At 72.1% G+C, this 14276-nt stretch carries 12 protein-coding genes and 1 tRNA gene; 6 read left to right on the top strand and 7 right to left on the bottom strand.

What is annotated here, in order from left to right:
• Positions 1 to 76 precede the first annotated feature (76 nt).
• Positions 77 to 886, top strand: coding sequence for a CoA ester lyase (locus M3667_RS08875; RefSeq protein WP_251507397.1), 810 nt, complete (start codon positions 77 to 79; stop codon positions 884 to 886).
• Between the two features lie 242 nt (positions 887 to 1128).
• Here M3667_RS08875 and M3667_RS08870 read toward each other — a convergent pair whose 3' ends face one another.
• The 3 genes from M3667_RS08870 to M3667_RS08860 form a co-directional block, all read right to left on the bottom strand.
• A complete protein-coding gene (locus M3667_RS08870; protein WP_251507395.1) occupies positions 1129 to 1716 on the bottom strand; it encodes a histidine phosphatase family protein in 588 nt (195 codons plus the stop codon).
• Positions 1717 to 1962: 246 nt separating this feature from the next.
• Positions 1963 to 2379 carry a hypothetical protein gene (locus tag M3667_RS08865; protein ID WP_251507393.1) on the bottom strand — a complete coding sequence of 139 codons (417 nt, stop codon included), beginning with the start codon at positions 2377 to 2379 and terminating at the stop codon, positions 1963 to 1965.
• A 65-nt stretch (positions 2380 to 2444) separates the two neighbouring features.
• Positions 2445 to 3293 carry a Sir2 family NAD-dependent protein deacetylase gene (locus M3667_RS08860; RefSeq protein WP_251507391.1) on the bottom strand — a complete coding sequence of 283 codons (849 nt, stop codon included), beginning with the start codon at positions 3291 to 3293 and terminating at the stop codon, positions 2445 to 2447.
• 243 nt (positions 3294 to 3536) lie between these two features.
• On the opposite strand from M3667_RS08860, the gene M3667_RS08855 reads away from it, so the two are divergent.
• Complete coding sequence (locus M3667_RS08855) at positions 3537 to 4739, top strand: amidohydrolase family protein (RefSeq protein ID WP_251507389.1); 1203 nt, start codon at positions 3537 to 3539, stop codon at positions 4737 to 4739.
• 211 nt (positions 4740 to 4950) lie between these two features.
• Complete coding sequence (locus tag M3667_RS08850; protein WP_251507387.1) at positions 4951 to 5760, top strand: RNA methyltransferase; 810 nt, start codon at positions 4951 to 4953, stop codon at positions 5758 to 5760.
• A gap of 21 nt (positions 5761 to 5781) precedes the next feature.
• Here M3667_RS08850 and M3667_RS08845 read toward each other — a convergent pair whose 3' ends face one another.
• Positions 5782 to 6444, bottom strand: a complete 663-nt coding sequence (locus tag M3667_RS08845) for a hypothetical protein (protein ID WP_251507384.1) — start codon at positions 6442 to 6444, stop codon at positions 5782 to 5784.
• 5 nt (positions 6445 to 6449) lie between these two features.
• Entirely contained in the window at positions 6450 to 7310 is an 861-nt protein-coding gene (locus M3667_RS08840; protein ID WP_251507382.1) for an SGNH/GDSL hydrolase family protein, read from the bottom strand.
• Positions 7311 to 8083: 773 nt separating this feature from the next.
• Here M3667_RS08840 and M3667_RS08835 point away from each other — a divergent pair.
• A complete protein-coding gene (locus M3667_RS08835) occupies positions 8084 to 9931 on the top strand; it encodes a DEAD/DEAH box helicase (RefSeq protein WP_251507529.1) in 1848 nt (615 codons plus the stop codon).
• Between the two features lie 364 nt (positions 9932 to 10295).
• Positions 10296 to 11375: a VIT1/CCC1 family protein gene (locus M3667_RS08830; RefSeq protein ID WP_144833310.1), complete on the top strand. Its 1080-nt coding sequence runs from the start codon at positions 10296 to 10298 to the stop codon at positions 11373 to 11375.
• Positions 11376 to 11468: 93 nt separating this feature from the next.
• Here M3667_RS08830 and M3667_RS08825 read toward each other — a convergent pair whose 3' ends face one another.
• A complete protein-coding gene (locus M3667_RS08825) occupies positions 11469 to 12515 on the bottom strand; it encodes an isopenicillin N synthase family oxygenase (RefSeq protein ID WP_251507380.1) in 1047 nt (348 codons plus the stop codon).
• Between the two features lie 208 nt (positions 12516 to 12723).
• A tRNA-Leu gene (locus M3667_RS08820) sits at positions 12724 to 12809 on the bottom strand.
• 163 nt (positions 12810 to 12972) lie between these two features.
• Here M3667_RS08820 and M3667_RS08815 point away from each other — a divergent pair.
• Positions 12973 to 14274: a M20/M25/M40 family metallo-hydrolase gene (locus M3667_RS08815; protein WP_251507378.1), complete on the top strand. Its 1302-nt coding sequence runs from the start codon at positions 12973 to 12975 to the stop codon at positions 14272 to 14274.
• Positions 14275 to 14276 lie beyond the last annotated feature (2 nt).

The following is a 14276-nucleotide window of genomic DNA, read 5'->3' as shown; positions in this document are numbered from 1 at the left end:
GACAGGGGGTTCGCGTGAGCGCGTCGTTCGCGCTCGGTCCCGCGGGTATTTCAGTGGTGCTGCGGGGGTGGGCAGCGTGAGCGCGTTGTTCCTGCTCGGTCCCGCCCTTCTGTTCGTGCCCGGCGACCGGCCGGAACGGCTGTCGAAGGCGCTCGAGAGGGCGGATGCCGCGATCCTCGACCTCGAAGACGCCGTGGCCCCGGATGCCAAGGCCGACGCCCGCGCGCAGCTGATCGCCGCCGATCCCGACCCCGAACGCGTGATCGTGCGGGTGAACGGACCCGAGACGCCCGACTTCGCGCTCGACCTCGACGCCCTCGCGCAGACGCGCGTGCGGCGCGTGATGGTCGCGAAGGCCGAGGACCCGGCAGCGCTCGCCCCTCTCCAGGGGTACGAGGTGATCGCGCTGTGCGAGACGGCGCGCGGAGTGGTCGCCGCCGAGCAGCTCGCCGCGCTCCCGCAGGTCGTCGCCCTCATGTGGGGTGCCGAAGACCTCGTGGCGAGCCTCGGCGGAACCTCGAGCCGCTATGACGACGGCTCATACCGCGACATCGCACGACTCTCGCGGGTCCGGGTGCTGCTCGCCGCCGGGGCCTTCGGCAAGAGGGCGATCGACGCCGTGCACGTCGACATCGCCGACCTCGACGGGCTCTCGGACGAGGCGCGGGATGCCGTGGCATCCGGATTCACGGCCACCGCGTGCATCCACCCCGGGCAGGTCGCGACGATCCGTGAGGCGTACGCCCCGCCCCCCGAGAAGGTCGAGTGGGCGCGCGGAGTGCTCGCCGCGGCCGAGGGGGAGCGGGGAGTGTTCCGTTACGAGGGGCGGATGATCGACGAGCCGATCCTGCGCCACGCGCGCTCGCTCCTCGCACGGGCAGGGTGAGCGCGTGAGGTGGCTGAGCGTGTCGAAGCCGCCGGCGTCTGCGACCTGGGTTCGCGCGGGTGAGGTGGCTGAGCTTGTCGAAGCCGCCTGGGCGTCTGCGGGTTCCGGTCCCTTCGACGGGCTCAGGGACCTGGGTGCCAAGGCGTCTGCGGGTTGCGGTCCCGTCGACGGGCTCAGGGACCTGGGTTCCGGGGCGTCCGCGGGTGCCGGTCCCTTCGACGGGCTCCGGACCTGGGCTCGGGTCAGCTCGCGACGCCGGCGTAGGCCAGCATTTCCCAGCGGTCACCGTCGAGGCGGAACGTCGTGGCCGAGCAGTTCGGCAGGCGCTCGCCCTCGCGGGGGAACTCCCCGTCGGTGGCGAACATGATGACCTCGCGGATGAGCGCCCCGTGCGCGACGGCGATCACGTCGACGCCGTCGGGGGCGGATGCCACGGCCTCGGCGAGCGCGGCCAGCGCACGCTCGCGCACGACAGGCCACGTCTCGGCGCCGGGCACATCGGCCGCGTGCCACGGGCCGTAGGTGTCGTAGAAGGTGGGCGCGTCCATGCCCTCGGCCTCGCCGTACGAGCGCTCCTGCAGGCCGGGGAAGCGGCGCGAGACCTCGGTGCCGAGGGCGGCGGCGATGATGTCGGCCGTCTCGGCGGCACGGCCCAGGTCGCTCGAGACGACGACGACCTCACGGCCGGCGTACTCCGCGGCGAGGGTGTCGGCGATGCCGCGCGCCTGCAGACGACCCGTGTCGTTCAGGGGGATGTCGGTCGACCCCTGGATGCGTCCTTCGTAGTTCCACGCCGTCTCGCCATGCCGCACCAGAGTCAGAATCGTCACGGTTCGAGCCTAACCGGCGGGGGAGGCCGGGTGTGCGGGCCGGGGCAGCCGCGGGACGGCGTGGCACGAGGTCATCGCGCGAGCGGAGGAGCGAGACGAGGCAGAGCGAACGTCGGCGAAGCGAACGTCGGCAAAGCGAACGTCGGCAGAGCGCGAAGAAGCCGAGCGAGACAACCCGCGCGAGACAGCCCCGGGCGAGAGTGTTCCGCGCCGCACAGGACCTTGCCGCGGCGCGCGCGGCGGCGCTCACGATCCGGGGTGGTCGGGGGAGTCGCCGGGGCACTCGATGGGGTGCGCGACAACGGGAGGCGTACGCAGGTCGTAGAGGCGACAGGCACGCCCCCACTCGGGGCCGGTACGGAAATTCAGGGGGCTGGCGTCGCCCCAGTGGTAGTAGGTAGCGACGGAGATCACGTCACCTTCCCTCGAGAGCAATGCCCACCCGTAGGGGCTCTCGTTCTCCCGGCCCGCGATGACCCCCTGCGTCAGCGCTTCCGCCACGGCGTCTGCGCGGTCAGGCGCCGCGGCGACGGACGAGATCGCCGTGAGCAGGCCGCGGTCGGCGAATTCGGCCGCCTGCTCGTCCTCGAGGACGCGCGGGGGTTCGCCGACGAGACGCCCGATCGCGATGACGGCCACGAGGGCCGCGAGTGACAGGATCAACGCCCGCCGGCGCCGGAGCGGACCCGCGGAACGGGAGAGCGCGGATTGCGTCTGCGCCCCCGGCATCAGAGCAGCCCGGGCAGCCGATCGGCGAACGCGCGGAGCACGTCGCTCGTGCCGCCGTCGATCTTCACGGCCGCGCGCTGATCGGCGCGCGTGGCCCCGCGGTTGACGATCACGACCGGAAGGCGCTTGCGCCGGGCCCGCTCGACGAGCCGGATGCCCGAATTGACCACCAGCGACGACCCCGCCACGACGAGCGCGTCGCTGGCGTGCACCAGCTGCTCGGCCTCGCGGAACTTCTCGACCGGGATGTACTCGCCGAAGAACACGACGTCGGGCTTGAGCGTGCCCCCGCACACCGAGCAGACGGGAACGACGAAGCCGTCGGCGCTCGCCGGGGTCACATCGCCGTCGGGTCCGAGCTCGACGTTCTCGGGGAGCGAGATCCAGGGGTTGTCGGCCTCGACGCGTTCGGCCAGATCGCGGCGGTCGAACACCTGCCCGCACTGCAGGCACCCGACGCGGCGCATCGTGCCGTGCAGCTCGACGACGCGTCCGCTGCCGGCGCGCACGTGGAGTCCGTCGACGTTCTGCGTGATGACGCCATTGGCGACACCCGCCGTCTCGAGTGCGGCGAGCGCGCGATGGCCGTCGTTCGGCTCGGCGGCGGCGAACACCTTCCAGCCGAGGTGGCTGCCCACCCAGTACCGCCGACGCGCGTCGGCGTTCGAGAGGAACTGCTGCGCCGTCATCGGCGTGCGCGTGGGGGCACCCTTGCCGCGATAGTCGGGGATCCCCGAATCGGTCGACACCCCCGCACCGGTCAGAACGGCCACGCGACGGCCGGCCAGAACCTCGACGGCACGATCGACGGATGCCGAGAACTCGGCATCCTGCACCGTGTCGGTCATGCGCACCTCCGTCGTATCGAGTCTATGGCGGGCCGCCGACACCGGCTCGCGCGGGGAGGGGTCAGCGGGGTGCCCGGGGGCGCGGCATCCGGATCATCGCTCATCGAGCGCGGCACCCCCGAGCCGCCGACCCGGGCCCGCGCGGGGAGGGGAAAGTGGGTACCGCGGGGTCTCGGCATCCGGATCATCGCTCATCGAGCGCGGCACCCCCGAGCCGCGCGTTCGCCCACGGATACTGGGGCGATGACCCCCCTGTCGCCTCCGGCCATGCTCGATGTCACCTGTCTCCGCCGCGTGCGGCCATGGGGAGCGGATGCCGTCGACATCGACATCGCCGACGGTCGCATCACCGCCATCCGGCCCGCGGCGACCAATCCGATCGGTGTGCGCGAGTTCGACGGACGTGGGCTGCTCGCCCTCCCGGGCATCGTGAACGCGCACGCGCACCTCGACAAGTCGTGGTGGGGCCTGCCGTGGCAGTCGTACGGGGGAGAGGGCGGCACCGACGGGCGCATCCGCCACGAGCGCGCCCAGCGCGATGCCCTCGGCATCCCGTCCATTGAACGCTCGGCGGCCGTGCTGCGCGAGCTCGTGCGCCACGGCACCACCGCGATCCGCTCGCACGTCGACGTCGACCTCGGCGTGGGCCTCCGCGGAATCGAGGCGGTCGAACAGGCGGCTGAGAGATACGAGGGCGCCCTCGACGTGCAGATCGTCGCGTTCCCGCAAGACGGCGTCCTCCGCCGCCCCGGAGTGCTCGACCTGCTGCGCGAGGCCGCGGGGCGAGACAGCGTGAACTGGGTGGGCGGGCTCGACCCCGCCACGATCGACCGCGACCCCGTGGGCCAGATCGACGCTCTCGTCGCGCTCGCCGCCGACACGGGCGTCGGCATCGACATCCACCTGCACGACCCCGCCGAGCTTGGGGCGTTCCAGATCGAGCTCCTCGTCGAGCGCACCCAGCGGCACGGGCTCGGCGGACGCGTGAACATCGCGCACGGATTCGCCGTCGCCGACCTCGCGCCCGCCCGCCGCCGCGACCTCCTCGCGGCGATGGGTGAGGCGGGAGTCAGCATGACCACCGTCGCGCCGCTGCGCAACGCGCAGCTGCCCCTCGCCGAACTCGACGCCGCCGGAGTCGCGCTGGGGCTCGGCACCGACGGCATCCGCGATCTGTGGAGCCCCTACGGCACCGGAGACACGCTCGGCATCGCCTGGCAGTACGCCCGCGCCGGAGGGATCGTGCGCGACGACGACCTGCTGCGCGTGGTGAAGCTGGCCACGAGCGCGGGAGCGTGGGCGGTCGGTCGCGAGGTGCACGACCTCGTCGAGGGCGCTGGCGCCGACATCGTGCTGGTGGATGCCGAGAACCCCATGGACGCGCTCGTGCGCCAACCCGAACGCGCGCTGGTGATCGCGGGAGGTCGTGCGCTGCACGTCGCGTGAGGATGGAGTCCGCGCGAGGCAAGGTCTGCCTGCTGAGCGTCCACGACACTCGGATGGCCTCGAAATCGGTCCGGGTGTTGTGGACGCTCAGTGCTCTGGGCGGCGGTGCGCGGGCTCTGCTGAGCGTCCAAGACACCCGGATGTCTTCGGGATCGGTCCGGGTGTTGTGGACACTCAACGCGCGGACGGGGCGTGCTGGGAGGATGGGGGGATGCCCGTCATCCCGCTCGACTCCGCCGACGACCCGCGCCTCGCCGACTACCGCGACCTCACCGACGTGTCGCTGCGCCGGGTGAGCGAGCCCGCGGGCGGGCTGTACATCGCCGAGTCCGCCAAGGTCCTCGACCGCGCGCTGCGTGCCGGGCACCGCCCGCGATCAGTGCTCGTGCAGGAGAAGTTCCTCGCCGACGCCCTCGCCCTGGTCGGCGACGACGCCGAGGTCTACGTCGTGGCGGCGGAGATCGCCGAGCAGGTCACGGGATACACCGTGCACCGCGGGCTGTTGGCATCCATGCATCGCCCCGCGCTGGCATCCGTCGAAGAGATCGTGCGCGACGCGCGCCTCGTCGTCGTGCTCGAAGACATCGTCGACCACACCAACATCGGCGCGGCCTTCCGTTCCGCGGCGGCTCTCGGGGCGGATGCCGTGCTCATCACGCCCCGGTGCGCCGATCCGCTGTACCGCCGCAGTGTTCGCGTGAGCATGGGCACGGTGTTCCAAGTGCCGTGGACCCGCCTGCCCGAGTGGCCCGAGGCGAAGCCGCTGCTGCACGACGCCGGATTCCACCTCGCAGGCCTCGCCCTGTCGGACGACGCCGTCACCCTCGACGCCTTCTCGGCCGCCGGGCACGAACGCGTCGCCCTGCTGATGGGATCCGAGGGAGACGGACTCAGTCGTCACGCGCTCGCCGCGGCGGACACCGTCGTGACCATCCCGATGGCCGGGGGAGTGGACTCGCTCAACGTCGCCGCCGCCAGCGCGGTGGCGCTGTGGGAGCTCGGGCGGGGGCGGCGAGTCTGAAACGGAGACCCTCGTACCGGCTCAGCCGGTCGGGTCGTCGAACCCGCCCTCGCGCATCCGGCGCTCCGAGGCGGCGGCGGCGCTCACGCGCTGATCGGGGTCGGCCTCGAGCGTGGTGAGCACCTCGTCGGGCAGGTCGCTCTCACCCACGAGGAACCACCGTTCGACGATGCTCCCCCCGGATGCCACGCGGCGGTCACGCGCGTCGTCGGGCGGGAGCCCCTCGGGCGGGGAGTCTTCGTGCTCGATCGCGAGGTGCAGGTGCGCGGGCACCTCACCCGGGACCGCGGGCGCGGTGGACAGCTCGACGACGACGCCCTGCCCGTGCCAGAGAAGCCAGTCGATCTGCTCGTCGTCCCACCGCGGGTCGTCGGCGGTCCAGCCCGACCAGTTGGGGCCCTCGGTCTCGAAGGTCCACCGCTGCGGCTCGGCGTTCAGTGCCGCGGCGATCGCAAGCGCGTCTCGACGCACGTCGAGCAGGTCGCCGTCGCGGAACACCGACAGGTTCGGCGGCCAGGCCGACGACACGACGTCCCACCCCTTGGCGCTGAAGCGACCGCTCTCGACCTCGGGCGCCCAGCCGGCATCGGCGAGCGCCTCGGCGAGGGCATCGGCATCGCGCAGCAGGGTGTCGGCGTCAGCCGCTCGCAGCAGAGCGGCCACCGCGTCGGGCAGCGGAATCACGGCCGTCAGACCTGCGTCTCGCGGGAGCCCGCGGCATCCGGACCCGGGGCGAGCGTCACCACTGGAAGCGGCTCGGGGCGCTTGGGAAGGATGTGATCGCCCGACGACTGGTGACGCAGGCGCCGCAGCACCCACGGCACGAGGTATTCGCGCGCCCACACGAAGTCTTTCTCGCGGGCGGCCCGCCAGGTGGTGATGGCCATGGTCTCGGCCTTCATCGGCTCGAGGTCGTTCGGCACGTTGAGCGCCCGCAACACCATGCGGGCCACCTCGTGGTGACCGAGGGAGTTGTAGTGCAGGCGGTCGTCGTCGAAGAAGCGCATGTCCTGCACCTCTTTCAGACCCCACTGATCGGCGACGACGCAGTCGTAGCGGTCGGCGATCGAGCGGATGTTCTCGTTGTAGATCGCGACCTTGCCCCGGATGCCGCGGAACACCGGCGTGAACTCCGTGTCGATCGCGGTGAACACGACGACGGTCGCCCCGCTGGTGCGCAGGCGCGCGACGGCGTCTTCGAATTGCCGTGACACCGCATCGGGGTCGCTGCCCGGCCGGATGACGTCGTTTCCGCCCGCCGAGATGGTGATCAGGTCGGGCTTGAGCGCGAGCGCGGGCTCGATCTGGTCGGCCACGATCTGCGCGATGAGCTTTCCGCGCACGGCCAGGTTGGCGTAGGCGAAGTCGTCGACCTGCGCGCCGAGCACCTCGGCGACACGATCGGCCCAGCCGCGATGGCCGCCGTCGGGCAGGGGATCGCCGATGCCCTCGGTGAACGAGTCGCCCAGGGCGACGAAGCGGCGCCACGGGTGGGGGCCGGGGTTGTCGGGCGTGGGCGAGGTGCGGGGCGAGTGCGGATCGAGTGTCATCGAAACCTCCGTCTTCCACGGTACCCCCGGCCTCCGACACTGCGAGAGAGGCGGCTGCGGGAAGGGCGGCATCGGGCGCCACCCCGCCCCGGATTGCACGCCGCCCGCGCAGACGTTCACAACGCAGCAGTTCCCGACGCGCCCGACACGGCCGTGCCGAGTAACCCGGCACGACGCGGGGGCCGATGCCGGAAATCCTGCGTTCTGCCCGCCCGGTGAGCGGCGACCGGCGCACGGGCGGCGGGCCACCATCCGCACCCTGCGACGGGGAGCGCGGGAGTGACCTATCGTGGATGTTCGCGCTCGCGAAGGATGGAGGTTCGATGCTGGAAGAAGAAGCCCGCACCTCGGCCCTCCCGCACACGAGCCCCGCCGCCGACGCGGCGTCTCCGCGCATCGCCTCTCCCGGCCCCGTCGCGAGTCCTGGCCCGGTCGCCAGCCCCGGTCCGGTCGCGAGTCCTGGCCCGGTCGCCAGCCCCGGCCCGGTCGTGAGTCCTGGCCCGGTCGCGAGTCCTGGCCCGGTCGCGAGTCCTGGCCCGGTCGCGAGTCCTGGCCCGGTCGCGAGCCCTGGCCCGGTCGCGAGCCCCGGCCCTCTCGCGGCCCCCGCCCCGGGCGCCCCCGCCGACCCCGCGTCTCCCCGAACGACTCCGGATGCCGCGTCCCCGGCATCCGCCCCCGACGCCTCCGACGCCCTCGAAGCCCCCGTCGATCCCGCGCACGCCACCGCGCCCGTCGCCGACGCCCCCGCGCCCGGGGCGATCGCCGACCCGCAGATCGACGGATCGCTCGACGGCACCGAGCCGCACTTCGGCTCGTTCGCCGCCGAGCACCTGTCGCCGTCGTTCCCCCAGCGCGCCCCGTGGGGAACCGCCCAACGCCTGCGCGCGTGGCAGGCCGAAGCGCTGGATCAGTACTTCGGCTCCGACGGACCCGACGGCGTCGGCAAGGGTCCCCGCGACTTCCTGGCGGCGGCCACCCCCGGCGCCGGTAAGACGACCTTCGCCCTCCGCCTCGCCTCCGAGCTCATGCGTCGTCGCGTGGTCGACCGCATCGTCGTCGTCGCTCCCACCGAACACTTGAAGACCCAGTGGGCGGAGGCGGCCGCGCGCGTCGGCATCCGCCTCGATCCCTTCTTCTCCAACCGGCACGCCACGCCCTCGCGGCAGTACCACGGCGTCGCGGTCACGTACGCGCAGGTCGCGGTCAAGGCCGAGGTGCACCAGCGTCTGACCATGGATGCCCGCACCCTCGTCATCCTCGACGAGGTGCACCACGGCGGTGACGCCCTCAGCTGGGGAGACGCCCTCCGCGAGGCGTACAACCGCGCGACGCGCCGCCTGCTGCTGTCGGGAACCCCGTTCCGCAGCGACACCGCGCCCATCCCGTTCGTGGAGTACCACCCGAACTCCAAGGGCATCCGCCTCTCGCGCACCGACTACGCCTACGGCTACCGCCGCGCCCTCGACGACGGCGTCGTGCGCCCCGTCTTCTTCCTCGTCTACGCCGGCCAGATGCGCTGGCGCACCAAGGCGGGCGAGGAGATGGAGGCCCAGCTCGGGCAGGACAACACCAAAGACATCACCTCGCAGGCGTGGCGCACCGCGCTCGACCCCAACGGCGACTGGATCCCCGCGGTGCTCCGGTCCGCCGATCGCCGCCTCACCGAGGTGCGCGAGACGGTTCCGGATGCCGGTGGCCTGGTCATCGCGACGGATCAGACCGCCGCGCGCGCCTACGCCGCCATCCTCGAAGACATCAGCGGCGAGAAGGTCACCGTCGTGCTCTCCGACGAGGCGGAGGCCTCGGGACGCATCGAGACGTTCTCGAAGGGGACGACCCGCTGGATGGTCGCCGTGCGCATGGTGTCGGAGGGCGTCGACGTGCCGCGCCTCGCCGTCGGCGTGTACGCCACGAGCGCCTCGACTCCGCTGTTCTTCGCGCAGGCGATCGGCCGCTTCGTGCGTGCCCGTCGTCGCGGTGAGACCGCGAGCGTGTTCCTGCCGAACGTTCCGCAGCTGCTCGCCCTCGCCGGCGAGATGGAGGCGCAGCGCGACCACGCCCTCGACCGCGACAGCGACGCGGAAGACCAGTGGAACGCCGAAGAAGACATGATGGATGCCGCCGAGCGCGAGGACAAAGCCTCCGACGCGCTCGAGCAGGAGTTCGAGTACCAGGCGCTCGGCTCGCTCGCGCACTTCGACCGTGTGCTGTTCGACGGGCAGGAGTTCGGCCAGCTCGCGGTTCCGGGAACCATCGAGGAGGAGGAGTTCCTCGGCATCCCGGGCCTTCTCGAACCCGAGCAGGTGCACGAGGTGCTCATGTCGCGCGCGACGCGGCAGTCGCGCCACCGCTCGACCCGCGAGGCGACCGAGAAGGAGAGCGGCGTCGAGCCGGCCTCGGTCGATGAGGGCGGGCTCCCGGCACCCCTGCACCGCACGCTCAAGGAGCAGCGTCAGCTGCTGAACACCATGGTCGGGCTCTACGCCCGCCAGACCGGCGAGCCGCACGGCCTCGTGCACGCCGAACTCCGCCGCATCTGCGGTGGCCCCGCCGTCTCGCACGCCACCGTCGCGCAGCTGCAGGCGCGCATCGACGTGCTGCGCCGGCGCGTGCACTCCTGAGCTGGCGCGCGCCGGGGTTTCGTTCGGGCTGCGGGTCGGCGCGGGCCGCCCGCGCGCTCCGCGTCGCGAAACTGCATCTCGCTGACATTCCGGTGACAGGCTGCAACCGACTCGTCAGCGAAATGCAGTTTCAAGGCCACCGAGGGCTCGACGCCGTTGCCCGAGCGATGCGCCTCGCCGCCGGCCGCGTTACCCGACCTCGGCCCCGCGACCCCCGGTTTCGCGACCCCGAAATGCTGGCACCGGGGCCTCGGCATCCGCGTCTTTCCGGGCTTCGGGGGGCCGAAATGCTGTCAGTATCGGCCGACGCGCCCGGAGGCCCGGATCGCCCTCATTACGGTGGGGGACGACCTGAAGGAGCCCCGTGACGAACCTCGCCACACCCACCGCCCGCGATCGCCGCCGCTGGGCGCGCTATCTCGTCGACGAACGTGCCGAGGCGCGCGTGTACCGCGAGCTCGCGTCGCGCCGCACCGGCGAGGAGCGCGACATCCTGCTCGAGCTCGCCGAGGCCGAAGGCCGGCACGAGCAGCACTGGATCGACCTCCTCGGCGAGACGCCGAAGCGCCTGCCGTCGCCCGGCATCGGAACCCGCCTGCTCTCCTGGATGGCCCGCCGTTTCGGCTCGATCTTCGTGCTCGCCCTCGCGCAGAACGCCGAAGCGCGCTCGCCCTACGCCGACGAGCCCTACGCCACGGCCGCGATGGCCGCCGACGAGCGCGTGCACCATGAGGTCGTCCGCGGGCTCGCCGCGCGCGGCCGCCGCCGACTGTCGGGAACCTTCCGCGCCGCCGTGTTCGGCGCCAACGACGGACTCGTCTCGAACCTCGCCCTCGTGATGGGCGTCGGGGCGACCGGTGTCGCACCGAGCTTCGTGCTCTTCAGCGGGATCGCCGGTCTGCTCGCCGGCGCCCTGTCGATGGGCGCGGGGGAGTTCGTCTCGGTGCGCTCGCAGCGCGAACTGCTCGAGGCCACCGAAGAGAGCGACTTCGCCGACTCGGCCCTGCCGCACCTCGACCTCGACGCCAACGAGCTCGCCCTGGTCTACCGCACGCGCGGAATGGACCCGGATGCCGCGTTCGACAAGGCCCGCGAGGTCGTCACCGCCGCGCAGGCGGGCTCCGCGCCGGTCGCCGCCGCCCCGGGCGAGAATTCGCACGACGTGGTCGGCAGCGCCTGGGGAGCGGCCCTGTCGAGCTTCCTGTTCTTCGCCTCGGGCGCGATCATCCCGGTGCTGCCGTGGATCTTCGGCATGGCCGGCTTCCCGGCCGTCGCCCTCGCGCTGGGACTCGTCGGCATCGCGCTGCTCGGCACGGGCGCCATGGTCGGCCTGCTCTCGGGTGCGTCACCGCTGAAGCGGGGTCTGCGCCAGCTCGCGATCGGCTTCGGCGCCGCCGCCGTCACCTACGTGCTCGGTCTGCTGTTCGGGGTGTCCGCGGCCTGACGCCCGGCGAGGCGCTGCCCTCGGGGAGCGCCTCGCCCGCGCTCAGGTTCGGCTCGCCGCGGCCACCCGCGCGACCGGCCGCGCCACCCGCGCTCAGGTTCGGCTCGCCGCGGCCACTCGTGCGGCCTCACGCACCGCGGAAACGTTCTTGCGCCCGGCACGCGACCCGGCCAGCTTCGCGGCGATGTGCTCGCTCACCGTGACCGGCTCGTACAGCGCAGGAGCCTCGGCGGTGACGAAATGCGGCAGGGGGCCCACCACGGCATCCGCGTTGCCGTCGTGGAAGAACGCCGCCGAGCGCCGCCGCTCGATCGTGCCGTCGATCACCGGCGGCTTCACGCGGTGCAGGGTCGAGAGCCACTTGTCGTTGGTGAGTCGCGCGGCGACGTCGCCGAGATTGACCAGCAGGGCGCCGTCGGCGGGCGCGACATCGTTCCACGACCCGTCGAGCCCGAGCACCTGCAGGCCCGCCACCTGATCGGCCCACAGCACCGTGACGAGTCCGAAGTCGGTGTGCTCGCCCATGCCCGTCAACTCGGCGCCGAGCTCGATCGACCCCGGCGGCAGGGCGTAGTTGTTCATCCGCAGCACGTCGATGGAGTGGTCGGTCAGCTCGTCGAAGAAGTCGTCGCGCACGCGCAACGCCGCCGCGAAGATGCGGGTGAGCGTGTGGGCGACCCGTCGCGCCTCGTCGTAGTAGGTGCGCACGGCCGGCTCGAACAGCGCCGTCTCAGCGGGCCAGGTGTTCGTCGCGTAATCCTCAGGCGATACCGATGCCCCCGGATACTCCTGCCACGACGTGCCGACGTTGAACGCCTCGAAGAAGTCGTTCATGCGCGTCACCGGATCCACCCCGAGGCTGTAGCTCAGCGACTCGCTCTTGGGCGGGCTGTACCCGCGGTTCTCACCCGCCGGCCGCACGTACGCCTTCTTCGCCTCGAGCGGGAGGCCGAAGAACTCGTCCAGCGCGTCCTCGAGGTCGTGCAGCACGGCATCCGGAACCCCGTGCCCCACGATCTGCATGAACCCCACGGTGCGGCACGCGTGGTCGACCGCCGCGACCACCGCCGCGCGGGCATGGTCGGGACCGGGACCCACCCACGCCGAGATGTCGATCGTGGGCACGTGGAAAGAAGCCATGGCCCGACGCTAAGCGCGTGATGTCACATCGGTGTTACCGCGGCGTCACGGGATCTCGGACGGGGGTCCGGATGCCGTGGGGGTGAGGGGAGCGGGAAGGGGGCGGATGCCGTCGGGTGGGGCCCAACCCCATACGGGTCCAAGCCCTACCCTGTCGCACACACGAGAAAGACCCCCCGGGATGAACCCGGGGGGTCTTTCTCGTGTGTGCGCGAGGGGGGACTTGAACCCCCACGCCCGTTAAAGGGCACTAGCACCTCAAGCTAGCGCGTCTACCTATTCCGCCACCCGCGCATCTGGGTGATTTGTCGCTTTCGCAACGAGGAACGACATTACCACGCTCTCAGCCGCGCCTCGAACCGGTGGAGCAGCCCGGGCGCGTCCTGCGCGCCGGCGGAGCGTGCCGTGGGGCGTCACGCGTCGGGGGAGCGCCCCCGCCGCAGGTACCGTAGTGGCCATGCCCACGGTCGTCCCCTACCTGCCCGAGGTCGCGCACGTCGCATCCGACCTCATCCGGTTCGACACCTCCAACTACGGCGGGGGGCGGGCCAACGGCGAACGCGAGGCCGCCGAGTACGTCGGGGCCTACCTCGAGAACCTCGGCCTCACGACCGAGTACTACGAGCCGGTCGAACGCCGTACCAACGTGTGCGCGCGCATCCCTGGGCGCAACCGCGACAAGCCGGCCCTCGTGCTGCACGGGCACCTCGACGTCGTGCCCGCCGTGGCCGAGGACTGGAGCGTCGACCCGTTCGCAGGAGAGATCCGCGACGGCGTGCTGTGGGGCCGTGGCGCGGTCGACATGAAGGACATGGACGCCATGATCCTCACCGCCGTGGCCGACCTCGTGCGCGCAGGGGAGCAGCCCGAGCGCGACATCATCGTGACCTTCTTCGCCGACGAAGAGAACGGCGGAGTCGAAGGTTCGGCCCTGGTCATCCGCGACCGACCCGAGTGGTTCGCGGGCGCGACCGAGGCCATCAGCGAGGTCGGGGGCTACTCCATCGCCGTCGGCGGCCGCCGTGCCTACCTGCTGCAGGTCGGCGAGAAGGCGCTCGTGTGGCTCAAGCTCGTCGCCCGCGGTCGCGCCGGCCACGGCAGCGGCCTGCACCCCGACAACGCCGTGACGAAGCTCGCCGAAGCCGTCGCCGCCCTCGGCCGCACCGAGTGGCCGATCCGCCTCACCGACACGACCTCGCAGTTGCTGGCGGGCCTCGCCGACATCACCGGTGACGACGCGGGCGACCCCGACGCCCTCGCGTTGCGCACGGGCGCGGCATCCGCGTTCATCCGCTCGACGCTGCGGACCACCACCAACCCCACCGGACTCACCGCGGGCTACAAGCACAACGTCATCCCCGACCGCGCCGAGGCGCTGATCGACGTGCGCGTGCTGCCGGGGACCGAAGAGGCCGCCCTCGCCGACATCCGCCGCATCGTCGGGCCCGACGTCGACATCGAGATCGTGCACCAGGACATCGGGCTTGAGGTGCCGTTCTCGGGCGACCTCGTCGACGCCATGGTCGCCCAGCTCGGCCGCCACGACCCGGGCGTGCCCGTGCTGCCGTACCTGATGGGCGGCGGCACCGACAACAAGGCGCTCTCGGCCCTCGGCATCGCCGGCTACGGATTCGCGCCGCTGCGACTCCCCGCCGACCTCGACTTCACCGGGATGTTCCACGGTGTCGACGAGCGCGTCCCCGTCGACGCGCTCGAGTTCGGTCGACGAGTTCTCGCCGACCTCCTCCGAACGTACTGAAG

Source organism: Microbacterium sp. P26, assembly GCF_023712585.1.
Classification (GTDB): Bacteria; Actinomycetota; Actinomycetes; order Actinomycetales; family Microbacteriaceae; genus Microbacterium; species Microbacterium algihabitans_A.
The sequence above is the reverse complement of the archived record's forward strand: the minus strand, read 5'-3'. Positions and strand labels throughout refer to the sequence as shown.

What these genes read in the sequence shown, in the direction of transcription:
- M3667_RS08860 (WP_251507391.1), bottom strand. Translation starts at nt 3,293, where the DNA reads ATGACCGACACGGTGCAGGATGCCGAGTTCTCGGCATCCGTCGATCGT.
- M3667_RS08855 (WP_251507389.1), top strand. Translation starts at nt 3,537, where the DNA reads ATGACCCCCCTGTCGCCTCCGGCCATGCTCGATGTCACCTGTCTCCGC.
- M3667_RS08850 (WP_251507387.1), top strand. Translation starts at nt 4,951, where the DNA reads ATGCCCGTCATCCCGCTCGACTCCGCCGACGACCCGCGCCTCGCCGAC.
- M3667_RS08840 (WP_251507382.1), bottom strand. Translation starts at nt 7,310, where the DNA reads ATGACACTCGATCCGCACTCGCCCCGCACCTCGCCCACGCCCGACAAC.
- M3667_RS08825 (WP_251507380.1), bottom strand. Translation starts at nt 12,515, where the DNA reads ATGGCTTCTTTCCACGTGCCCACGATCGACATCTCGGCGTGGGTGGGT.
- M3667_RS08815 (WP_251507378.1), top strand. Translation starts at nt 12,973, where the DNA reads ATGCCCACGGTCGTCCCCTACCTGCCCGAGGTCGCGCACGTCGCATCC.